This is a genomic window from Faucicola sp. SE7633, from assembly GCF_059264685.1.
On the sequence record NZ_JCADBW010000009.1, the window covers coordinates 13,440 to 36,847 of the forward strand.

Annotated in this window: 19 protein-coding genes; 8 read left to right on the top strand and 11 right to left on the bottom strand. The window is 51.6% G+C overall.

Features of this window, described 5'->3' with window-relative positions; all coding sequences use genetic code 11:
- From AC5L4R_RS04975 to AC5L4R_RS04990, 4 genes are all read right to left on the bottom strand, one after another.
- Positions 1 to 516 carry a cytochrome c-type biogenesis protein gene (locus AC5L4R_RS04975; RefSeq protein ID WP_494472960.1) on the bottom strand — a complete coding sequence of 172 codons (516 nt, stop codon included), beginning with the start codon at positions 514 to 516 and terminating at the stop codon, positions 1 to 3.
- Positions 513 to 1,109, bottom strand: coding sequence for a DsbE family thiol:disulfide interchange protein (locus tag AC5L4R_RS04980; RefSeq protein WP_494472961.1), 597 nt, complete (start codon positions 1,107 to 1,109; stop codon positions 513 to 515). Before AC5L4R_RS04980 ends, AC5L4R_RS04975 begins: the two co-directional genes overlap by 4 nt.
- Positions 1,106 to 3,178, bottom strand: a complete 2,073-nt coding sequence (locus tag AC5L4R_RS04985) for a heme lyase CcmF/NrfE family subunit (protein ID WP_494472962.1) — start codon at positions 3,176 to 3,178, stop codon at positions 1,106 to 1,108. The genes AC5L4R_RS04980 and AC5L4R_RS04985 overlap by 4 nt, the downstream gene beginning before the upstream one ends.
- A 201-nt stretch (positions 3,179 to 3,379) precedes the next feature.
- Positions 3,380 to 4,690 carry a DUF445 domain-containing protein gene (locus AC5L4R_RS04990; protein WP_494472963.1) on the bottom strand — a complete coding sequence of 437 codons (1,311 nt, stop codon included), beginning with the start codon at positions 4,688 to 4,690 and terminating at the stop codon, positions 3,380 to 3,382.
- A 449-nt stretch (positions 4,691 to 5,139) separates the two neighbouring features.
- Here AC5L4R_RS04990 and mrdA point away from each other — a divergent pair, with 449 nt between their 5' ends.
- Together mrdA and rsmD are read left to right on the top strand one after the other, a co-directional pair.
- Positions 5,140 to 7,134 carry a penicillin-binding protein 2 gene (gene mrdA, locus AC5L4R_RS04995; RefSeq protein WP_494473017.1) on the top strand — a complete coding sequence of 665 codons (1,995 nt, stop codon included), beginning with the start codon at positions 5,140 to 5,142 and terminating at the stop codon, positions 7,132 to 7,134.
- A 3-nt stretch (positions 7,135 to 7,137) separates the two neighbouring features.
- Entirely contained in the window at positions 7,138 to 7,785 is a 648-nt protein-coding gene (gene rsmD / locus AC5L4R_RS05000; protein ID WP_494472964.1) for a 16S rRNA (guanine(966)-N(2))-methyltransferase RsmD, read from the top strand.
- Between the two features lie 66 nt (positions 7,786 to 7,851).
- Here rsmD and AC5L4R_RS05005 read toward each other — a convergent pair whose 3' ends face one another.
- Positions 7,852 to 8,169, bottom strand: a complete 318-nt coding sequence (locus AC5L4R_RS05005; RefSeq protein WP_494472965.1) for a hypothetical protein — start codon at positions 8,167 to 8,169, stop codon at positions 7,852 to 7,854.
- Between the two features lie 362 nt (positions 8,170 to 8,531).
- Between AC5L4R_RS05005 and AC5L4R_RS05010 the strand changes: the two genes are divergently transcribed.
- From AC5L4R_RS05010 to tgt, 6 genes are all read left to right on the top strand, one after another.
- Positions 8,532 to 9,917, top strand: coding sequence for a deoxyguanosinetriphosphate triphosphohydrolase (locus AC5L4R_RS05010; RefSeq protein WP_494472966.1), 1,386 nt, complete (start codon positions 8,532 to 8,534; stop codon positions 9,915 to 9,917).
- Between the two features lie 170 nt (positions 9,918 to 10,087).
- Positions 10,088 to 11,518, top strand: coding sequence for a glycerophosphodiester phosphodiesterase family protein (locus tag AC5L4R_RS05015; protein ID WP_494472967.1), 1,431 nt, complete (start codon positions 10,088 to 10,090; stop codon positions 11,516 to 11,518).
- 511 nt (positions 11,519 to 12,029) lie between these two features.
- Positions 12,030 to 13,223: a tRNA epoxyqueuosine(34) reductase QueG gene (queG, locus tag AC5L4R_RS05020; protein ID WP_494472968.1), complete on the top strand. Its 1,194-nt coding sequence runs from the start codon at positions 12,030 to 12,032 to the stop codon at positions 13,221 to 13,223.
- A 56-nt stretch (positions 13,224 to 13,279) separates the two neighbouring features.
- A complete protein-coding gene (locus AC5L4R_RS05025; RefSeq protein WP_494472969.1) occupies positions 13,280 to 13,840 on the top strand; it encodes an acyl-CoA thioesterase in 561 nt (186 codons plus the stop codon).
- Positions 13,841 to 13,852: 12 nt separating this feature from the next.
- Positions 13,853 to 14,974, top strand: coding sequence for a tRNA preQ1(34) S-adenosylmethionine ribosyltransferase-isomerase QueA (gene queA / locus AC5L4R_RS05030; RefSeq protein ID WP_494472970.1), 1,122 nt, complete (start codon positions 13,853 to 13,855; stop codon positions 14,972 to 14,974).
- A gap of 58 nt (positions 14,975 to 15,032) precedes the next feature.
- A complete protein-coding gene (tgt, locus tag AC5L4R_RS05035; protein WP_494472971.1) occupies positions 15,033 to 16,169 on the top strand; it encodes a tRNA guanosine(34) transglycosylase Tgt in 1,137 nt (378 codons plus the stop codon).
- Between the two features lie 7 nt (positions 16,170 to 16,176).
- On the opposite strand, the gene lpxA is transcribed toward tgt, so the two are convergent.
- From lpxA to rseP, 6 genes are all read right to left on the bottom strand, one after another.
- Positions 16,177 to 16,953: an acyl-ACP--UDP-N-acetylglucosamine O-acyltransferase gene (lpxA, locus tag AC5L4R_RS05040; RefSeq protein WP_494472972.1), complete on the bottom strand. Its 777-nt coding sequence runs from the start codon at positions 16,951 to 16,953 to the stop codon at positions 16,177 to 16,179.
- A gap of 77 nt (positions 16,954 to 17,030) precedes the next feature.
- The gene (fabZ, locus tag AC5L4R_RS05045; RefSeq protein WP_494472973.1) at positions 17,031 to 17,543 is read right to left on the bottom strand and encodes a 3-hydroxyacyl-ACP dehydratase FabZ; all 513 of its coding nucleotides are present in this window, start codon (positions 17,541 to 17,543) and stop codon (positions 17,031 to 17,033) included.
- Positions 17,544 to 17,643: 100 nt separating this feature from the next.
- Entirely contained in the window at positions 17,644 to 18,723 is a 1,080-nt protein-coding gene (lpxD, locus tag AC5L4R_RS05050) for a UDP-3-O-(3-hydroxymyristoyl)glucosamine N-acyltransferase (protein WP_494472974.1), read from the bottom strand.
- A gap of 20 nt (positions 18,724 to 18,743) precedes the next feature.
- Complete coding sequence (locus tag AC5L4R_RS05055; RefSeq protein WP_494472975.1) at positions 18,744 to 19,268, bottom strand: OmpH/Skp family outer membrane protein; 525 nt, start codon at positions 19,266 to 19,268, stop codon at positions 18,744 to 18,746.
- A 56-nt stretch (positions 19,269 to 19,324) separates the two neighbouring features.
- Positions 19,325 to 21,730 carry an outer membrane protein assembly factor BamA gene (bamA, locus tag AC5L4R_RS05060; protein WP_494472976.1) on the bottom strand — a complete coding sequence of 802 codons (2,406 nt, stop codon included), beginning with the start codon at positions 21,728 to 21,730 and terminating at the stop codon, positions 19,325 to 19,327.
- Positions 21,731 to 22,018: 288 nt separating this feature from the next.
- Positions 22,019 to 23,401 carry an RIP metalloprotease RseP gene (gene rseP / locus AC5L4R_RS05065; RefSeq protein ID WP_494472977.1) on the bottom strand — a complete coding sequence of 461 codons (1,383 nt, stop codon included), beginning with the start codon at positions 23,399 to 23,401 and terminating at the stop codon, positions 22,019 to 22,021.
- Positions 23,402 to 23,408 lie beyond the last annotated feature (7 nt).

Here is a 23,408-nt window from a genome sequence, read left to right on the forward strand (position 1 = left end):
TTACTCTTTATTTTGTTGCGGTGGCAGCGGTGCGGGTGGTTGTGCGGCCTTGTCACCCAGCAAGGCAGCTAAACGCGCTTGTTCGGCATCGCTCAAGGGTTCGGCAGGCAACAACGACGGCACGTTGGTGCGGCGATTTTTGACCCACCACCCCAACAACGCCATCACCAACAGTAACGGCGGAAAAAACCACAGCAGCCACGTTGAGGGGCGCACAGGCGGTTTGTAGCTGATAAAATCACCATAGCGTGCTTTCATGTATTGGCGAATCTCGGCATCGGTGCGCCCGTCTTTGACCATCTCATAGGTTTTGCGCTTCAAATCCTGTGCAATCGGTGCGTCTGAACCTGCCAAGTTTTGGTTTTGGCATTTGGGGCAGCGAAATTCATCAATCAATGCACGATACTGCGCCTCTTGGCGCGGATTGTCAAATTCATAGGTATCAATCGCCGCTTGTGCCACGCCAATGCACACGCTTAGCACCATCGCCGCCCATATAGGGGTATTTTTTATCATGGTTGGCACGCCTCGATGATGGCACGCTCATCGCGTTGTTCACGCAGCGCGGTTAGGCAGGGTAACACTTGGCGTTGGTAACGTTCAGCATTGACTTCACCGATAATATGTTGGCGCACCTCGCCACGGCTATCAACAACAAACGACTCAGGCACACCTGTCAAGCCCAGATCAATGCCATAATCGCCGCTATCTTGCACGTTTAGGGTAAATGGGTTTTGGTGCTCGGCAAGATAGGCTTGCGCGTCTTTGGCATCGTCTTTGTAATTGATCCCAACAATCGGCACGCCTGCGTTTGCTAACTGCAACAAAAACGGGTGCTCAACGCGGCATGTCGCACACCACGATGCCCAAACATTGAGCAAAAATGGCTGTTTGGGTAAATCGGCATTGGTGACCATACGGGTAGCTTGTCCTATTGCCTCATCCAGATCCAGCGCAGGTAGGTTCATTGTAGGCAAGGTTTTGTCCACAGCAGTGTTGGTGACCACTTGCGTGTCTTTGCCCAAACGGCTATAAAACAACCCAATTGCCAACAAAAATACCACCAACGGCAGGATAAACCACAGCATACGTCGCGTTTGTTGGTTCATAGTACCCCCTTGGGATTATTTAGCGTGTCGCTTGGCAATTTTTTAGGCGCGCGTTCGGCATTGGGTTCATACACGGTGACAGGCACAGGTTTGACGCGCCCTGCTTTGCGGTAGCGTTTATCAAGCATTGCCAGCAACCCACCAAACGCAATCACAAATGCGCCCCACCAAATCCAGCGCACGGCAGGTTTGACATAAATCCGCACCGCCCAACGCTCGCTTGTGGCAAGATTGCCTGCTTGCGTCGCTTGTGTATCTGACGCGATCGGCTCACCCAACGCCACATACACATCGCGCAATGGGCTATAATGAATCGCCGCCTCTGTCATCGGCATTTGGCTGATGACATACTGGCGTTTTTCAGGGTACAGCGTGGCGATTTGTCGTCCATTGTGGGTCACGCTAAATTGCGCGCGCGTACTGTCGTAGTTACTGGCATGGATTTGTTCAAAGTGATTTAAGGTAAAATCAAAGCCTTGCACCGTGACATGCTCACCTTGCGCCAACGCCACATCTTTTTCTATACTTAAACTGGTCGTCAATGCAATGCCAATCGCGGTCAGCAAAATACCAATATGTGCCACGTGCATGCCCCAATAACCCAGCGGCAAACGCGCAAGACCGCGCCCAAGACTTGGCGCGTTGCGGGTTTTGTCACGAATATCCACACCTATCCATACCAGCGCCCAACCGCACAACGCCAGCGTCACCACGATAGACAACGCCATACTGCCGCTTAGCAAATAGCTGACAATCGCCGCCAGCACACTTGTACTTGCCAAAATCGCAAGGCTGATGCCCAAAAACGGACGCGTGTCTTTTTTCCAGCGGCTAACAGGCCCAAACCCCAAGAACAACAGCAACAGCCACGTCAATGGCACAAACAGCGCGTTAAAATACGGCGCACCAACCGACACCTGCCCCAACTCAAACGCATCAGCAAGCATTGGGTAGAGCGTACCCAATAGCACCACAATCGTTGCCACCAAGATAATGGCGTTATTGACCACCAGCAGCGTCTCACGCGATTTTAATTGATAATGGCTCTCTTGGGTCAAACGCCAGCCGCGCCATGCAAACAGCACCAATCCACCGCCAATCACCACACCCAAAATCGCCAAAATAAACAGACCACGCGTTGGGTCAGCGGCGAAGGAGTGCACCGAGGTAATCACCCCTGAGCGCACCAAAAACGTCCCAAGCAAACTTAACGCAAACGTAAAAATCGCCAGCATAATCGTCCATGCTTTGAATACGCCGCGTTTTTCAGTCACCGCCAACGAATGCAGCAATGCCGCACCACCCAGCCAAGGCATCAAAGACGCGTTTTCTACAGGGTCCCAAAACCACCAGCCGCCCCAGCCCAACTCGTTATACGCCCACAGCGAACCAAACGCAATGCCAAGCGTCAAGCAGCACCACGCTGCCAACGTCCACGGACGTGACCAGCGCGTCCACACCGCATCCAACCGCCCAGCCCACAATGCCGCCAAAGTAAACGCAAACGGCACCACCGTACCGACATAGCCCATATACAGCATCGGGGGATGGAAAATCAGCCCCGGATCTTGTAACAATGGATTGAGATCCGCACCATCCACAGGCAAATTGGGCAACGTACGCGTAAACGGTGACGACACAAAAATCACCATCGCCAACATCATCAGCTGCACAAAGCCAACTATCACCAGCACCCGCGCCTGCATAGCAAGCGGCAAGCTTTTACTAAACAACGCGACCAACGCACCCCACAATGCCAAAATCGTCACCCACAGCAGCAGCGAGCCCTCATGCCCGCCCCACGTTGCCGCCAGACGATAGTACCAAGGCAACAGCGAATTGGACTGATTGGCAATATAGGCAATGCTAAAATCATTGGCATAAAACCCATACATCAAGCAGCCAAACGCTGTTAGCGTTGCCACGCATTGCGCCACGGCAAAACTTGCCGCCAACTGTTGCCACGCGGTTTGGCGTTGTACCACGCCGACCGTCGGGAAAATCACCTGCAACATGGCAATGACAAATGCCGCCACCAGTGCAAAATAGCCCAATTCGGTGATTACCATCGATGCCCCAACCTCTTACCCCACGCGCTTTGGCAAACCGCACCAAACACGCCTATTGCTAACACCCAATTTGGGCAGCAAAATCCAATTTATCTTAACATCTTGACACTTGACACCTTGACACTTGCACCACGCTTTAGCGTCAAATTTTGTCATTCATCAAACCAACGAGCCGACGCTTGAATGCCAGCCTCGCTCACCTCAACGAAACACCAACGCCACGTGCAAGCAGCCTGCCAAAAAGCCTGTTACAATACCCAAAATCACCAGTGTAATCTCATCTTCTTGAAACGCAGGGCGCAACAAATTTTGAAACTCACGCGGTGTTAGAGCAGCGATACGGTCACGCAGCAGCCCAAAAATTTTGTCGGCGCGGCTTTGATTGAGTATCGGGTCACTGACGGGCACCATCGTCGCGCTGATGGATTTATCCACAATCGTGTGTTTAAGCTGCCCAAACTCACGCCGCCCAAGTCCCACCTTTAGCGTTGTCTCCACCACATGTGATGACACAATCGGCTCAATATGCAACTTAATCAGCTCGCGCGTTTGTGCCGCTCGGCTACCGTACATCATCTCACGCATGACATTCTCAAGCGTCACCAACTCATGCACAATAATCCCTGCAAACACATTCGACACCTCGGTTTGGCGTTTCATAAAGCCGCCTTGCCAATTAAACGTCGCCATATGTGGACGCTCAAAACGCATAAACGGAAAATTTTTGCTTAAGCGAAAGAATTTAAGCGCGCGAAAATAATGCGGCTCAATCGGATGAAACACCATCCAAATGGCAATCCAGTTGGTCAAGCCGCCCCAAATCGCAGCAAAAAACGGCACTGTCCAATGCTGCGGCACAAACCAAAAAATCGCCATCTGCACAATGCCAAACAAAAAACCAATCACCGCGCTGATATGCCAAATAAAATTGATTTCTTTTTGTCCGACCTTCAAAAACATCTTGACCATCAGCGCGCGGTCATTTTCCATGCGCTTGACAATCATCTCACGCATATCGACCAACGTTTCAACATTGGCGGTCAAATCCAGCACCAAATCCTTAAGTAGCGTCGGCAACTGCTCGTGGGCATAGGCATAAATCCGCCGCTTGACCGCAAACGGCATACCCTCCCACAGGGATGCGGTGCGCTCGCGCATGATTTCATCGACCAACGCCTCAAGCTGCCCTTGCATGGTTTGGCTGATATAATCGGCGACCTCCTCAGGGTTCATCGCCTGAAAAAACTCATCCAGCGAGCCCAGTTTGGATAGGGTTTGATCAACCAAAATGCCCGAGATTTTGCCTGCTTTGCGCGGCACAATGCCCTGCCAGCCAAGCCCGCCCCACGGCACGCCTTTGATGGGAATACCCCAAAAATTGATGGGATAAAACAACATCTTGAGTGCCATCCACACATGCGCCCACGTGACAAACGCGGTGACAAACGGGATGCTCAGCATGGCAAAAAATTGCGGATTGCTCACCAAGTGTTGCCAAGACTGTATCCACATATGCCAAACCTACTGCAGCGTAAGACCGAACCAAAACCGCGCTGGCGGTGTTGTCAAAACAATATCGCAAAATTAAATCGCTTGATTTTAGCATATCCGTGCCTATTTTGCTGCAGCTTTTTCAAAGTCGATTTTTGTTAAGATTTTGCCAAATTTCTACCATCAAGCCAAGCCCAACCTGCCGCAAATTTATGCCACACTTGCGTTTAAACACCGCGCCAATTTGTGCTATACTACGCCGATTTTAAAGTCGGTTAAACCGTGGTTAAATGCTTGATTTTAAAAAATTTAACCAAATAACAGGCTGGATGGTAAAATTAGCACGGTGGTAAAAAGTTCGCGTTGTGAAAATCCCGTTTAAAAAATCCAATTTTGACCAAGTCGCGTTTAACTTTCAGACCGCAACGTTCAAAAAAAACCCACTTGCCAGCGACAGCCAGCGCGATACGGTGATTTTTAAACGCCGTGTGTGGGTGGCGGCGGTGTTGATTTTGTTGGGATTGTGCGGGCTGATTGCGCGCTATGCGTTTTTGCAAATTGTCAGCCACGAGCAGTACGCCACCCAAGCCGATAACAACCGCATCAAGCTGATTTCTGCGCCGCCCAGTCGTGGCGCGATTTATGACCGCAACGGTGTCTTATTGGCAGAAAATCAGCCCGTGTTCACCGCTGTGATTAGCCCCGATGAAATCGATGACCCCGAGCGCACGTTGCAACTGCTCACGCCGATTTTTGATTTGACCCCCGAGGACATCGAAGAAGCCAAAAAGGCGCTCAAAAAAAGCCGCAACCAACCTGTTACCATTAAAATTGGCTTAAGTGAGCAGCAAGTGGCGCAGTTTAGTGAGCGTCGTCCGTTTTTTCGTGGGGTCAGTATTCAAAGCAAGCTGACGCGCACCTACCCGTATGACGACTTATTTGCCCATGTCATCGGCTATGTGGGGCGTATCAGTGACGCAGACAGCAAAAAACTTGACAAACAGCTGTACGCAGGCACAGATTTAATCGGCAAAACGGGCATCGAAAAACAATACGAAGATCTGCTACTGGGCAAACCCGGCTATCAGTCCATCGAAACCAATGCCTATGGCGACGTTATCCGCAAGCTAGACACCAAGCCGCCTATTGCAGGCAATGACTTGTATTTAAGCCTAGATTATGGCTTGCAAAAAAAAGCCCATGACCTGCTTGACGGACGGCGCGGCGCGGTGATTGCCATTAATCCGCAAACCGGTGAGGTGCTGGCTTTTGTCAGTAACCCAAGCTATGACCCCAATCCGTTTGTGACGGGCATTAGCAGCAAGGCGTACAAAGCATTGCGCGATGACCCCGACCAGCCGCTGTACAACCGCGCCTTACAAGGCTTGTATCCGCCGGGTTCGACGATTAAGCCGTTTGAAGGCATGGGGTTTTTGCATTATAAAGTGATGACATGGGATAGCACGATTTTTGACCCAGGCTATTTTAGCATTCCAGGCGACAGCCACCGCTTTCGCGACTGGAAAAAATCGGGGCATGGCACGGTAAACTTGCACAAATCCATCATCGAATCGGTCGATACCTACTATTATAAAACCAGCTATCAACTTGGTATTGACAAATTGCACGATTGGATGACGCGGTTTAACTTTGGCAAAAAAACGGGCATCGACTTGCCAGGAGAAAAGGCAGGCATTTACCCATCATCGCAGTGGAAAATGGACACCTACAACAAACCATGGTCACCCGGCGAGACCATCTCGGTGAGTATCGGGCAAGGCTATTTTATTGCCACACCGCTACAGGTTGCCAACGCCACCGCCATGCTGGCTAACGGTGGGCAGCACCTCACCCCCCATCTGCTGCGCAAAACCACAGGCGCGGTCGCCTACCCGATTGCCAACCGCCCCGACAGCCGCATCGAATACAACGGCTCGCCGCAAGATTGGACGCGTATGCAGCTGGCGATGGAAGACACGGTCAAGCACGGCACCGCGCGGCGTGTCTATACCAAAGAATATCGCATGGGTGGCAAAACGGGTACGGCGCAGGTCAAATCCATCGCACAAGGCAAACGCTACAACGAAGCTGCACTTGACCAGCGCCATTGGGACCATGGCTGGTTTGAAAGTTTTGCCCCTGTCGAAAACCCCCAAATCGCCATTGCCGTATTGGTCGAAAACGGTCGTCACGGCGGTTCGGTTGCGCCGATTGCACGCGAAATGACCGACTACTGGCTACTCGAGCGGCAAAAAAATCCGATATTACCGCCTAAGCCTGACGAGTTGGCAAAAATCCGTGCCGAAAAACTTGCCGCCAAAATGCAAGCCGAGCAACTGGCAGCCCAGCAAGCGCAAGCCGCCAGCGCAGTGGATTCAACACCTGCATCCACCGCAAACGCCACACCCACGCCACCCCAACCGACACGCACCGCCGCACCTTTAGCCAACGCCAGCGGAGATTAATCCATGCCAGCCCATCGCCGCTCACCACGTGCCATCCCCACACGCACCCAGTCCAACCGCGCCGCCATCAGCCAAGTGCGCATCATCGGTGGCGAGTATCGGCGGCGGCAAGTCGGCTTTGTCGATGCCGATGGGCTACGCCCCACGCCTGACCGCGTGCGTGAGACATTGTTTAACTGGCTACAAGATAACATCACAGGCGTATCGGTACTCGATTGCTGTGCAGGTAGTGGCGTGCTTGGCTTTGAGGCATTGTCACGCGGCGCGCGCCATGTGACGATGGTTGAGCCCAATCGGGCGCAATTTGGCCAGCTACAAGCGACCCAACAACAGCTTGCCATCAGCGATGCGCGTTTGACCTTGCTGCCTACCACCGCTGAGCAAGCCCTAGACGGCATACCCGTGCGCACTCTTGCACCGTTTGGTGGTGTGTTTCTTGATCCGCCGTATGGGTTAAATTTGTGGCAGCCATTGCTTAGGCTATTATTGGATCATGCGCTGCTAGCGGCGGACGGTTGGCTGTATTTAGAAAGCGACCGCCCCCATGACACAAGCCTTGCGCCAGCGTTGGCAGCACTTGAGCCGCTGAAATACAAAAAAATGGGGCACGTGTTTGCAGGGTTATATCGGTTAAAAGACGAAACAATGTGACGGGGCTTGAAGCATTAAAGCGTATTGAGCAGACGATTGCCCACCCAGTCAAGTCGCTTGCCCGTATCAACCCAGCAAGCAATAGCGCGTCAAATCCAAACCGTCATGCGGTGCGCGGTTGTGTGGCACTGCGCGGTCGGGGGCATTTGCTGCCATCATGGGCGGCTTGTTCATCCTCCCATGGCAGGCATTGCGCCATGTCGTGCCAAGACCTTGTTGGCTAAGCCACTGATTTGACGATACAAAATGGCTGATACCAAACACGAACGCCAAGGCAAATGCCAGTGTAATCAACAACATGGCGGCAAAACGGTGGATGGTCATGCGAGGGCGTGGCGCAAAATCGGGTGCGCTAGACTTCGCTTGAGAGGTGCACGATGACATCACAACGCTCCTAAATTTTTCAACCAATCAATAACTTTTTTGGCTAACCACAACGTTTTTAAGCACATTCGTGCCACCCATGCCTGTCAGCCAAAACCACAATGTATCCCTAATTGTTGTTTTGTGCTTACATGATAGCGCGTTTGTGTTACGCAATTATAACACAAGAAAACTTTTTTTACTTTTACCAAAAAAATAAATATGCCTAAATCTGTTGGACCACTTTTTAGGTGACGATAAAACAAAACGCGGGCATAACACCACCTGATACCCATGACACCGCAAACGCTTGTCTAGATTCGGGTGTATCGTGTTGCTGCTTTGCCAGCCCGTAAGATTAAATTCAATGATAAGTAGTATTGATGAAAAATTCTTTAAATGCCCGCAAACGCTGGCAACATCTGCTGTCCTCACACAGTATTTGGCAAGATAGCCGCCGCAAAGCCCATCCACCCACGCGCACGGCGTTTCATAAAGATTATGACCGTTTGGTGTTTTCGCAGTCGTTTCGCCAGCTTAATCAAAAAACCCAAGTCCATCCGCTCAACCAACAACAAGGCATTCACACACGCTTGACGCATTCACTGGAAGTGTCGTGCGTGGGGCGTTCGCTTGGGATGTTGGCCGCGGACAAAATCGGCGATGATTTGCCGTCCAATATCAGCGGCGCGGATGTTGGCGTGATTGTGCAGGCGGCGTGTTTGGCGCATGATATCGGCAATCCGCCGTTTGGACATGCAGGTGAGTACGCGATTCGTGATTGGTTTTGTCAGCCCAAGCAGGCGGATTTTTTGGCACAACTGACACCCACGCAGCGGCTGGATTTGGTGGGTTATGAGGGCAATGCGCAGGGGTTTCGGCTTTTGACGCGCAATGAGCACCATCCCGACGCAGGCGGTATGCGCTTGACGGCGGCAACGTTGGGTGCGTTTATGAAGTATCCGTATTTGTCCACACCCATCAATGCCGCTGACCGCTTGCCGACACCGCTGACGGTACGCAAGTTTGGCTGCTTTGTCAGTGAGGCGGATGATTTGACACAGTTGGCGGACGTGCTGCATTTAGTGCCAACGTCATACGGCTATGCGCGTCATCCGTTGGCGTATTTGCTTGAGGCCGCGGACGATATTTGCTACGCGCTGATTGATTTGGAGGATGGGATTTTGCTTGGTATGCTTGAGTATGCCGAGGTTGAGCCGCTGCTGCTGCGCTTGGTGGGCAAGCGGCTGGGTATGCCGCCTGAGGTTGCCCGCGGTGCGCCTGTCAAGCAAAAACTGGCTGCCTTGCGTGGGCGCGCGGTACGGCGGTTGGTGGAAAAAATTACCGACGCGTTTGCCGCCAATCAAAACGCGCTGTTGGCAGGTCAATTAGAGGGCAGCTTGTTTGACCACTGCCCTGCCAATGTGCGCCAAAGTATCAACGAGGCTAAGCAGTTGGCCCGTGCGCGTATTTTTCAACATCCCAGCAAGGTGCAGCTTGAGATTGTGGCAAATCACTGTTTGCATACGCTGCTTGATGCGTTTATGCCGCTTGCTACCCTTGGCGCAGATGCCAAAGCGCAGGTGACGTCTTTTGAGCAGTTGCGCTTGTTGCAGCTACTTGACAGCCATTTGGCAGACGTGGAGCGTTCGTTAAGCGATGATAGGTATCAAAACGCGCTGTGCATTTTGGATATGATAACGGGCATGAATGATCATGAGGCGTACCATATGGCACAAGCGCTGACGGGCAATGCGGCGCTGCTATAGCCCAAAGCATAGCAAAAACCAGACTTTGGCACAAAAATCAAAATTTTTTGTTGGATTCATCAAAGCGTCATGAAGTTTGCGTTTAATACACGCACGTTAAGTTTTGTTTTAAGACATGGCTTAAACTTAAATTTATTACTAAACTTCAATACCCGATAAGGAAGCCGCTGATGTTTGCAAAAAATAAACTAACCCAAAAAACACTGCTCATCCTAAGCCTTGCTGCCGTCACTTTGACAGGCTGTAACGACGATGACGGCGATACCATCATCACGCCTGCCGCACCGACCACCACCGCCCCTTCCACACCAACCAATAACACCGACACGAATACCAACGCCAATACAGACAATACCACAGCAAATAACAACCCAACCACCAACCAACCAACCAGCCCTGCCGCCACGCCTGCCAATAGCTTAGCCACACCAGCCGTGACTTATGGCGTACGGCCGTTTTATTTGGTCGATGACATGGACGATGGCGCACTTAAAACCAAACTGCAAAGCTGTGGCAACCAAACGCCAAAACGCAGCGATTTTTCTATTGCCCACCGCGGTGCAACGCTGCAATTTCCTGAACACACCAAAGAGGGCTATTTGGCTGCCAACCAAATGGGCGCAGGTGTACAAGAATGTGACGTTGCTTTTACCAAAGACCATGAATTGGTGTGTCGTCATTCGGATGCCGATTTGCACACCACCACCAACATTTTGGCAACGCCATTGGCTGCCAAGTGTACACAAAACTTCACGCCTGCAACCTTTGATGCGCAAGGCAAATTGCTCACGCCTGCGTCTGCCAAATGCTTAACGTCAGACATCACGTTGGCAGAGTTTAAAACCTTAAAAGCCAAACAAGATGGCGCGAACAAAAACGCCACCACCGTTGCCCAATATTTGGCAGGTACGCCAACCTACCGCACCGACTTGTACAGTCAAACAGGCACGCTGCTGTCGCTCAAAGAGGCGTTGCAACTGTTTAAGCAAATGAACATCAAAGTCACCCCAGAGCTTAAAGAGCCGACCGTCAGCATGCCGCACAATGGCTACACCTATGATGACTACCGCAAACAGCTCATCGACACCGTGCGCGCGGCAGGCTATACGCCCGAGCAGACCATCGTACAAACCTTTAATATCGATGATATGAAATACTGGCTTGCCCATAATCCTGACTATGCCAAGACGGCGGTATTTTTGGTTGATGACAGCAACTTCACCAAAGATGGGATGACGTTTTCTTCACAAAACCCTGCCACTTGGAAGTACACCATGGCAGCGCTTAAAAACATGGGCATCCAAAACCTTGCCCCTGCCACGTTCTTGATGGTAACCAACGACAATGGCAAAGTCGCCGCCAGTGAGTTTGCCAAACAAGCTAAAGCACAGGGTTTGGGTATGTTTGCATGGACGATTGAACGCTCAGGCCCGCTGGCGTCAGGTGGCGGCTGGTACTATACAGGCATCAATGACATCACCAACAACGACGGCGATATCTATAACCTTGTCGATGTCTTGGCAAAAGATGTCGGCGTCAAGGGTATTTTCTCGGATTGGCCGGCAACCACCACTTATTATGCCAACTGTCAGGGCCTTTGACTTCCTCCCCTCCCTATCGTTCGGGGATTCCTTCTGCAAGACGGTTAGACCTGCCGCAAACCTAAGACAATGGCAACCGCCCGTACGACACACCGTACATCTTAGGTTCTTATTTTAAGCTAATCCTACCGTTAGGATTGTCATAGACACGAATTAGCTTAAGTGTGTGTTTGGAAACGTCTTACCCGTTAAGTTACTGCGTACTCGCAATTTAGTCTTAACTTAACTGTGGAATGTAAGACATTGAATATAGTGAAATGAGTCTAGCAAAACTTATCGCATTTAACAATTGCCTGATATCCACCGCCTGAAGTCGCAGGTTTACGGCAACGAATGATAAAACTCATTGAATTTTAAATTTAAAAATCCTGCTAAAAATTTAGCAGGATTTTTTTGGTCTGCACGTGGGTGGCATCGAATTTAATACCGATGATGATTTTAAAAATTTGCCAACGTATGAAATAATAACGGTTGGATTTTTTGCCATTTTGCTTGCTTTGTTTTGATCGCCATGCCAACCCCAACCAACGCGATACCCATCACCGACATCAGTGCGGCGTATGACGCTGATTTGCATGCGCTTAAAGCGTGGCTTCAGGCCCAAGCCGCAGACTTGGGCTTTGCTGATTGCGGTGTGGTACACCCTGACCATCCGATTTTTGCCCAGCAGCTGACCGCGTTGCAGACTTATTTGGCAAAGGGTTATCACGGCCATTTGCAGTTTTTGCAAGCGCATCACGACAAACGCGCCAACCCTGCAAAACTGGTGACGGGTACGCAAAGCATCATCAGTGTGCGCATGGACTATTTGACCGAAGCCCCCAAGCCGCGTGCCGTGACCGACAATGCCTTGCCAAATCAAGGTATCATCGCGCGTTATGCCCGTGGGCGCGATTATCACAAAGTCATGCGCGGACGACTCAAAACCCTTGCCGAACGCCTGCACCAACATTTGATTGCGCATTATCCAGCGCTTGCCGATGGTTTTATTTATCGCCCGTTTAGCGATTCTGCGCCGATTTTTGAACGTGCGTTGGCTGAGCAAGCAGGCTTGGGCTGGACAGGCAAGCACACGCTGCTGATTAACCGCACAGGTGGGTCATTTTTTGTTTTGGGGGAGCTGTTTACCAGTTTGCCGTTGCCGCCCGACGCACCCGTTGGGGCGCATTGCGGCAGTTGTTCAGCGTGCATGACCATCTGCCCAACGCAGGCGATTGTCGCGCCTTATACAGTCGATGCACGGTTGTGCATTTCTTATTTAACGATTGAGCTTGATGGCGAGATTCCTCCGCCTTTGCGTCCGCTCATGGGCAACCGCGTGTTTGGTTGTGATGACTGCCAGCTGATTTGCCCATGGAATAAGTTTGCCAAACGTGCGCAGGTGGCAGATTTTGCACCGCGCCATGGGCTTGATGAAGCGGCATTGCTGACGCTGTGGACATGGGATGAGGCGGCTTTTTTGCATCACACTGAGGGCAGCGCGTTACGCCGCACAGGTTATGCCAATTTTATGCGCAATGTTGCGGTGGCACTGGGTAATGCACCGTTTGATCCTGCCATCGTCACCGCGCTGCACGCCAAACGCGATTATTTGACCAACAACACCCAACGTCATATCGACTGGGCGCTTGCCGAGCAGGCGCGTAAGCAGCGGCAAAACGCGCCAAGCTGTGCTACAATAACGCCCGATTTGGACGTGCCTTGATTAAGGCACGCCAGCCGTTAGCACCCCTACATGCATGACAACAATTAGGACAAACCATGTACCCGTATATTCGTTTTGGCAAAACCATCGTCAATGGACTGGCGCAAGCTGTCAAAGGACACCGCCTTAAACTGACCGATACCAGCGAGATTCATTTTCGCGCCAGCGTCACTGATATCGACAATTTTTTTGAAATGAACAATGGCCGCATTTTGACGCTGTTTGATTTGGGGCGCACGGATTTGACCATCCGCACAGGCCTGGGCAAAAAACTGCTGCGGCACGGCTGGGGCGTGGTGGTGGCAGGCAGCAGCATTCAGTACCGCAAGCGCGTGCGCTGGCATGACCCAATCACCATCAAAACGCGCTTGGTGGGCATTGATGCGCGTTGGCTTTATGTTGAGCAGACCATGTGGGTCAAAGGATATGCCACTTCTATGGCGTTGATTCGCGCAGGGGTGACCAATTTTGCCACAGGTAAGGTGATTGCCACGGACAAAGTGCTTGATGTGCTTGGGCTAAGCGGGCTTGATATGCCGCCTGAAGACTGGGTGCAAGCGTGGATTGACGCGGACAAATTGCGCCCCTACCCCACGCCTGTCGCTGACCGACCCTAAGGTAACCGCTGTATGACCTCACGAGCGCCTGCCCAATCGCCCAACTGGACGTTGGATGATTTTGACTACACCTTGCCCGATGCGCTGATTGCGCGCCACCCCCTTGCCCAGCGCAGCGCGTCGCGGCTGCTGCAGGTGGCGGCCGATGGCACGCTGCATGACCGACAATTCACCGATTTGCCTGCGCTGCTGTCGGCAGGGGATTTGTTGGTGCTCAATGACACCAAGGTCATGAATGCGCGTTTGTTTGGGCAAAAGGCAAGCGGCGGCGCGGTCGAGGTGTTGGTTGAGCGCGTGTTACCGCCTGATTTGTCGCACAATCCGCCACAATATCGCGCTTTGTGCCATGTGCGTGCCAGCCGCGCGCCCAAGGCAGGGCAAACGCTTGCACTGGCCGAGGGAAATATTCATGCCAGCGTTGTCGGACGCGAGGCAAGTTTGTTTGTACTTGATTTTGCCCAGCCGATTGCGCCGTTGTTGGCGGCTTATGGCAGTTTGCCAATTCCGCCGTATTTTGAGCGTCTGGCAGATGCCGATGACGACACGCGCTACCAAACCGTGTTTCATGACCCCAACAAAACCGCCAGTGTCGCCGCGCCAACCGCAAGCCTGCATTTTGATGACACGTTGCTCAAGCAGTTGGCGGATCGGGGTATTGGGCGCGCGTTTGTGACCTTACATGTGGGAGCAGGCACATTTGCCCCTGTCAAAACCGATGACATCCGCCAGCACCAAATGCACAGCGAATACGCTGAACTCCCTGCCGACACCGCCGCGCTGATCAATGCAACCAAAGCGGCAGGCGGACGCGTGATTGCGGTTGGTACAACGGTGACGCGTGTGCTAGAAACCGCCTACCGCCACACCCAACCATCACAACCCAGCGATGCGCCTTTGCAGCTACAAGCATGGGCAGGCGATACCGATATTTTTATTTATCCGCCGTATCGTTTTGGTGTGATTGACCGCTTGATCACCAATTTTCATTTGCCCAAATCCACGTTGTTGATGCTGGTATCGGCATTGGCAGGACGTGAGCGCATGTTGGCGGCGTATCAACACGCGATTGATGCGCATTATCGGTTCTTTAGCTATGGCGATGCGATGTTGATTGATAAAGCGGACAGCGATTAAAACACCGCCTGTTTTGCAGGTGGTTGGCAAATACCAGCAACCTCAAGGACTACGATTTATGCAATTTATCCTACACAAAACCGCGACTGGCACGAGCCGCGCGCGTCGAGGCACGCTCAAGCTTGCCCATGGTGAGGTGCAAACACCCGTGTTTATGCCCGTGGGTACGTACGGCACGGTCAAAGGCATGTTGCCGCGTGACCTGCACGCCATTGAGGCGCAAATCATCTTGGGTAACACGTTTCACCTGTGGCTGCGCCCCACGCCTGCGGTGATTGAGCAATTTGGCGGATTGCACGGGTTTATGGGCTGGGATAAGCCAATTTTGACCGATTCGGGCGGTTTTCAGGTGTTTAGCTTGGGCGCGATGCGCAAAATTCGTGAAGAAGGCGTGTATTTTCGCTCACCGATTGATGGATCACGCGTGTTTTTATCGCCTGAGATATCAATGCAAATTCAACATAGCCTCAATTCTGATATCGTCATGCAGTTTGATGAATGCACGCCCTATCCTGCCACACATAGCGAGGCGCAAGCGTCACTACAACTGTCATTGCGCTGGGGCAAACGCTGCAAAGATGAGCACCAACGCCTCGGCAATCCCAACGCGCTGTTTGGCATCATCCAAGGCAGTATGTATGCCGATTTGCGCGCGCAATCGCTGGCAGGACTTTTGGACATCGGTTTTGATGGCTATGCCATCGGTGGCTTATCAGTCGGTGAGCCCAAAGCAGACATGCGTGCGGTGCTCAGCTATCTGCCCCACCAGATGCCTGCCGACCGTCCGCGGTATCTAATGGGTGTGGGCACGCCTGCCGATATCGTTGAGGCAGTACGCTGTGGCGTGGATATGTTTGATTGCGTGATGCCGACACGCAACGCGCGCAACGGGCATTATTTCACCCACACAGGTGCGGTAAAAATCAAAAACGCTGCCCACCGTTTTGACGAATCGCCACTGGATGCCGAATGCGATTGCTACACCTGCCAAAACTTTAGCCGCGCGTATTTACACCATCTGTTTAAATGTGGTGAAATGCTCTCAGCGCAGCTGGGCACGATTCATAACTTACGCTACTATCAAACTGTGATGGCAGATATCCGTGCCGCGATTGAGCAAGACCGCTTCGATGAATTTGTTGATGAATTTTATGCCAAGCAAGGGCTCGGCGTACCCGAACTGCTGCTGACTTAATCAACGTTTAACGCACAACACCGCGCTGGCTGTTGTTGAGTGAATCAATCAACAGCTGAGCCCGTGGCTCGTGCGGCAAAACTTGCTCACGCACGGCGGTGATGGCCTCATCTTTGGTCAGCCCTGCGCGAAAAATCAGCCGATACGCTTGGCGCAAGGCATTGATGGTGTCTTTTGACCAGCCTTTGCGCCGCATACCCTCGATGTTTAAGCCGTGGCTTTTGGCGGGGTTGCCTGAGACCATATTAAACGCTGCCACGTCTTTTAAAATCAAACTTGCCCCACCAATCAAGCTATAGTCATCAACACGGCAAAACTGGTGAATACCCGAATTGCCGCCAATGATGATATGATTGCCAATATGCACATGACCAGCCACCCCCACGTTGTTGGCAATCACGTTGTCATCGCCCACCACACAATCATGCGCGATGTGGGTATTGACCATCAATAAATTACGACTGCCAATGCGCGTGATGCCGTTGTCTTGCGCCGTACCCCGATGCAGGCTACACGCCTCACGGATGCGATTATCATCACCAATTTCAAGCCATGTCACCTCGCCACGGTATTTTAAATCTTGGCAATCCTCACCGATACTGGCAAATTGAAAAATCTCATTACGCGCACCGATACGGGTGTACTTTTTGACCACCACATGCGGATGCAATACCGTATCCGCGCCAATGGTCACATGCTCGCCGATGATACAATATGCACCAATCTGCGCGCTTGGGTGAATTGTCGCGCTGCTATCGACAAGGGCCGTTGGGTGAATTGTCATAGGTTATCCTGCTTGCTGATGACTTGTTATGGGGCATACGGGCGTGCTTGCGATGTCTGGATAAAATCCCACACGCTTTATAGCCGAATCGCGCCACGCTGCTCAGAAATCACGATATCGGCACACGCCGCCAGCTCATCGCCCACCCGTGCGGTGCAGCTAAATTTATAAATTGTATGACGCTCCATGGTTTTTTCGGCACGGATGATAAGCTGGTCACCTGGTACAACAGGACGCTTAAAGCGCACTTTGTCCACACCAGCAAACAAATACAAATAGCCATCGCTGGGCTTGATGTTTTTGCTGATATAATTGAGCACGCCTGCCGCCTGAGCCATCGCTTCAATCATCAAAACGCCTGGCATGATGGGCTCATCGGGAAAATGCCCCTCAAAATACGGCTCATTGACGGTGACATTTTTTAGCGCGCAAATCCAATGATTGGGCTGACAGGCGGTGACGCGGTCAAGCAGCATAAACGGATAACGATGCGGCAAATAGTCGCGTAGCTGGGCGGTTTTAAGTGGCAACATCACACCGCGTTCAGCAAGCGCGGCATAATCTTCGGGCGTAAGTTTGTTAGAATCCATAGAGTGTCCTGTTAAATACCAGCCAAGCTAGCACTTAACCCCTTTTTTGTATCAGTTTTCAGCAAATATTTTAAATTTTTTTAAATAAAAAATAGCCAATTTAATTAAGCTTATCTGCAGCAGCAAGCTGCTTAAAGCGTACCGCCGCGCGCCGCCATTGGGCGGCAGGCATCATGGGCGTACCAGAGCCATACTCACCTGCTTGGGTGATGGATTTGGTAATGCGGCTCATACCGATAATCACCACATCATCGGTGATGCTGATATGCCCGTTGATACCAACACCGCCACCCAACAGGCAACGCCGTCCAATGCGCGTGCCGCCTGCGATGCCGACACAGGCGGCTATCGCCGTACCTGCGCCTATGTGTACGTTGTGTGCGATTTGTACCAAATTGTCAATGATAACATTGTCTTCAATCACCGTATCATCAAGCGCACCGCGGTCAATACAGGTTTGGCTACCGATGCGCACACGATTACCAACCACCACGCGTCCTAGCTGATGGATTTTGTACCAACCCTCGCTGTCGGGGCGTTTGGTTGGCGCAAAGCCAAACCCTTCATTGCCGATACTGGCATGGCTGTGCAGCATCACGCCATCACCCAATACACAATGATGCCCAACAAAGCAATGCGCCTGTAGCTGACCGTTTTGTCCCAGTATCGCACCGGCCTCAATGACGCAATGCGCTGCCAACACCGTGCCTGCGCCGATTTGCACATGCTCGCCAATATGACAAAATGCACCAACCTGCACGCCTTGACCCAGTATGGCACTATCAGCCACCACGGCTGTCGGGTGGATTTGCGGCGGCCTATCCGCCAAATGCTGCTTCGCGTTTTGCCAATCAGGCGGGCAAGGCTGATAGGCAAATAGCTGCGTTGTCACCGCATACGCGCGATACGGGTTATCAACCACCAGCGGCAAGCTGTTTGCGGGGCAATTTTGGGCTTGCTCGGCGTTTAGCAAGACCAAGCCTGCCTGCGTGTTTTTTAGCTGCGCTTGATAACGAATATCTGCCAAAAAGCTAATGGCTTGTGCATCAGCGCGACCAAGCGACGCTATATGCGTCACGGTGCGTTCCTCGTGGGGCAGCAAGTCTGCCGCGTTGTGCACGTCGATACCATGCGCGGCTAAATGCGCAACAATTTGCGCCAAGTGATAAGTGGTTGCCATCTGGGGACGCTTTTAACCGATTATTTGGCAGGTACTTGTTCGTTGATGCGTTGGGTAAAATCCGCGGTCACATCAAGCTCGGGCTTGACATACGTCACCACGCGATCACGGCTGTCAATCAAGACATCGATATTTTTTTGCTTGACGATGCTTTCGGTAATGGCTTTCATTTTTGGGGCAATTTGGCGCAGCACGTCATCTTCACTGGTGGCTAAGGTCTTGGCAACCTGCTCGGCAATGGTAGAATAACTTGCGATGTTGGTGTCGATTTGACGGCGTAGTTCTTGTTTTTGTGCCTCGGTCATCGTGGCTTGCTGGCTGGCGTATTGCTGCTGCAAACGCTCGATGGTGCTTTGGTAGGTTTTTAGCTGTTGCTGCCGTCCTGCTAGGCTGGTTTGCAGATTGGCAAGTTTGGCTTTGGCGTAGTTGGTATTGATTAATGCTTGCTGAGAGTTCCACACCGCCACCACGCCTGCGGTCGCGCATGGGCTCAATAACAACGCGCTTAGCGCGATACTGGCTGAAGTTACCAAGGATTTTTTCATCGTCTTTACTCGGGTAGTGATTTGTTTTTGTAGCCACCGCTTGACCACATACGGCTTTAGAACAAGCGACCAATTTCAAATTGGACATTGTCCACTTGGTCGTATTTTTTCTTGTTCAGCGGCTTGGCGTAGCTGATAGAAATCGGGCCAATCGGTGTGATCCACGTCATACCAACACCTGCACTAAAGCGCAAGTCTTCATCTTTGTCGTTGAGGAGTTTTGCTTTGACGGTATTGCCATCGATGTCGGTGATGTTGATGGTTTTTTTGTAGCGGTCGGTGGTGTCAAACACTTGCCCACCTTCAACAAACAACACAGGGCGGACTTGGCTTGCCCAATCGGCCTTACTGGGTGTGGGCAGCACCAATTCTAGCCCAAATTGTGCCATCGCGTTGCCGCCGACTTCTTCGGGGTATGGGTCTTGTCCGTTGTAGTTTTGCGCGACATAATACCGCGGACTGGTTGGCCCCAATGTGCCGTTTTCAAAGCCGCGCACCGAGCCGTAGCCCCCTGCAAAGAAGTTTTCCCAAAATGGCAAGTCATTGCCATAGCCGAGTTTGGTGTAGCCGCGCAACACGGTGTTTTTATAAAATGGGTGGTAGTAGTTGCCGTTATAAACGATCTTTTGGTAGTCCACATCGCCAAATGCCAAGCTTAAATTGACATCGTGTGACATACCTTTGGTAGGAAATACGCCGCGATCCAGCGTGCTCCAGTTCCAACCCAAATCCAAACTTGCGGTCTTAAACGGTGCGCTAAAGCTTGGAATGCCGTCACTGTCTAAGCGTCTATCAAGTTTGCCTTCATCAACCAAGTATTGATAGTTTGACACCGCCAAGTAGCGACCGCCTTGGATTTTGGTGCGGTCAAGGGTGAGACCTGCGCTGAGGCTTTTGGTTTCGTCAATCGGGTAGCCCACGCCTAGGCGCAAACCGTATGAGTCGGTGACGTAGTTTGAAATATTTTTGTTGTCGTATTTGGTTTTGCGGTAGTACGCTGACCCACTTTGCGACACGCCATCGGCGGTAAAGTACGGATTGGTGTAGCCAACGCTATAGTTATCAACGGTTTCTGAGCGTGATAGCTGAATATTGACGCGGTTACCTGTGCCCATGAAGTTTGATTGGCTCAAACCTGCCTGAAACGTCACACCGCCACTTTGTGAATAACCTGCTGCCACCGTCACTGAGCCCGAGGGCTGCTCTTCAACAGCGATATTGATATCGACTTGGTCGGGGGTGTTGGGTACGGGCTTGACATCGACATTGACGGTCTTAAAAAAGCCTGTGCGCATAAGGCGTGTGCGCGATAGCTGGATTTTTTCATTCGAGGCAAGCGCGCCTTCAAGCTGGCGCATCTCACGGCGCAAGACTTCATCATCGGTTTTGGTATTGCCCGTAAAATTGATACGGCGCACATACACGGGGCGCACAGGGTCAATAAAAAAGTCGATATCGACGGTTTTGCTGTCTTCGTTGATGTGTGGCACAGGGCGCACTTGCGCAAAATAATAGCCATCTGCGCCATACATTGAGGTCAGATTGTCCACCGTTGTGGTGATTTGCTGCTGCGAGTAGCGCTCATTGGGCTGAAAGGCGACTTGTTTTTGCAGCTTTGCCATGTCGTAGTTGGGGTTGCCCAAAAAGTTGATTTTACCAAACTTGTATTGCTCACCTTCGCTGACATTCAGTTCAATATAAATCTTGTCTTTTTCGGGGCTGATGTTGATGATGGCATCATTGATGGTAAAATTGACAAAACCTGCGTTTTGGTACAGCGCGGTCACGCCCTCAAGGCTTGCGGCAAGTTTTTCACGCGCATAGCGATCCGACTTGCTAAATACGTTGTACCAAGGCTTTTGCTTGATGCTCATGGCATCTTCGATGTCTTTGTCGCTAAAGTACTGGTTGCCGATGATATTGATATCCACAACGCGTGCAGGCTTGCCTTCATGGAACTGAAATTTAAGCGCGACGCGGTTGTTATCAAGCGGTGTTTGGGTGACGGTGATGTCACTGTTGTAATAGCCTTGCTGGTTGTACTGCTGTTTTAGCTCATTGGTCAGCTGCTCAATGGTGGATTGCTTGAGCGGATTGCCTTCAATCACGCCAATGCGCTTAAGCCCGTCCATCAATGCCTCTTTGGGCACCATCTTATTGCCATCCACATCAATACTGGCGATAATCGGGCGTTCTTTGACCGTAAATACTAGATTATTACCAATTTGTTCGGCTTTAACGTCAGAAAAATTACCCGTTTCATACAGCGCATTGATGCTTTGGGCAATATTATCTTCGGTGGCAGTCTCGCCTGCGCTGACGGCAAGCAGCGGATAGATATTGTCAGGTGTAAGACGGCTTAAGCCGACAATTTGCACGCTTGAGGCGACAAAATCCGCCGCGTGGGCGTGTTGGGCAACGATTGCCAACGGTGCTAGAAAAAATAACGCTGAATTTCGCATACGCTGTTCCACTTCATTGCCCTGCTTACGCGTTGGGCTTGCCGCCCTCAACGGGCTGAATCATGCAAACGACCATTTGGGTAGGCTGATGGTTAAAACGCCTGATTGTATGGCTGTATAATTTGGCGTACCATGATAACAATAACGCTTAACTTTGTCACCGAAAAATCGCAAGGCGTGTACGCAATTTGTACGTTTGGGCAAGCTCGTTGGTAGGATTGGTGAGATGGATTAAAAAAACCGCAACGCCCAAACGCTGCGGTTTTTTGCCGTTTAAATCATAAATAACTAAAACAACCGACTGATATCATTACCAATTGCTAAAATCATAAAGCCACCCAACAGTATCAGCCCGATGTTCATGCCAATGGCTTGCACGCGCTCGGGCATGGGCTTACCGACTATCGCCTCATAGGCATACATCACGATATGACCACCATCTAGCACAGGTATCGGTAGCAAGTTGAGCACGGCAAGGCTTAGGCTGACCACCGCCATAAACGATAGCACCGCCTGCCAGTTGATGCCAAAACTTTGATGCGCCACTTTGGCGATGGTTATCGGCCCTGATAGGTTCTCAACACCAATTTGCCCTGTCACCATTTTGCCCATGGATTTAAGCGTCATCAGACTTAGATCCGCCATTTGGGTGACTGCCTTGCTTGCCGCTTGTACGGGCGTGTAGCGTACGGTGGTTTGGTACTCGGCAGGTATCTGCACGTTGTCGGTTTTGGCTTGCGCACCGATTTGCCCAATGCGATTGCCCATGACATCTTTTTTGCCTTGTGGCATGACGGACAGCGTCACGAATTGCTGGTTACGCCGCACGGTGATATTCAGCAAGGTTTCAGGATTTTGGCGCACGATTTTGCTAAAGCTTAGCCAGTCATCAATCGGCTGCCCATTGACGGCTGTGATGGTATCGCCAACTTGTAAACCTTGCCGCGCCGCAGCACTGTTGGGCATGATGGCTTGAATCACAGGCGCGATTTTAGGCTGCCACGGTATCGCGCCAAACCCGTCAATGGGTGATTCGGTGGCGGCGCGTGCATCTGTCTGATGTTTGGTTTGCAAAAAATGCGCAATCGGCACAGCCACGTCACGCGGGCCTTGCGCGTCGTTTACCGTCACCACGATGTCGCCTGTTTCACCCATGCGGTCTGCCAAGGCAAAATTGATGTCTTGCCAGTTTTGCACGCGCGTGTGGTCAATCGCGGTGATGTGATCACCAACGGCTAACGCGGCATGGCTGGCAGGTGTGTTGGGCGCGATGCTGCCAATTTTGGTTGCCAGCATGGTTTTGGGTACTAGCAAAATCGCCCAAAACAGTAGCACGGCAATTAGTAGATTCATCACTGGCCCTGCCGCAACCACGGCAATTTTTTTGAGCGGTGCTTGGTTGTTAAAGGCCAGATGACGCTCATGCGCGGCAACCTCACCTTCGCGCTCATCAAGCATTTTGACATAACCGCCCAGTGGCAACGCCGATAACGCGTAATTGATGCCCGTTTTGCGGCTTGTCCAGCTCACCAATTTGGGCCCAAATCCGATGGAGTACGTCAGCACCTTGACACCGCACAGTCGAGCGACGATATAGTGCCCCCATTCATGCAGGGCGACCAATGGGCCAAGCACCACGATCGCCGCTAAAATCGTCATTAATAACGTCATAGTTTGC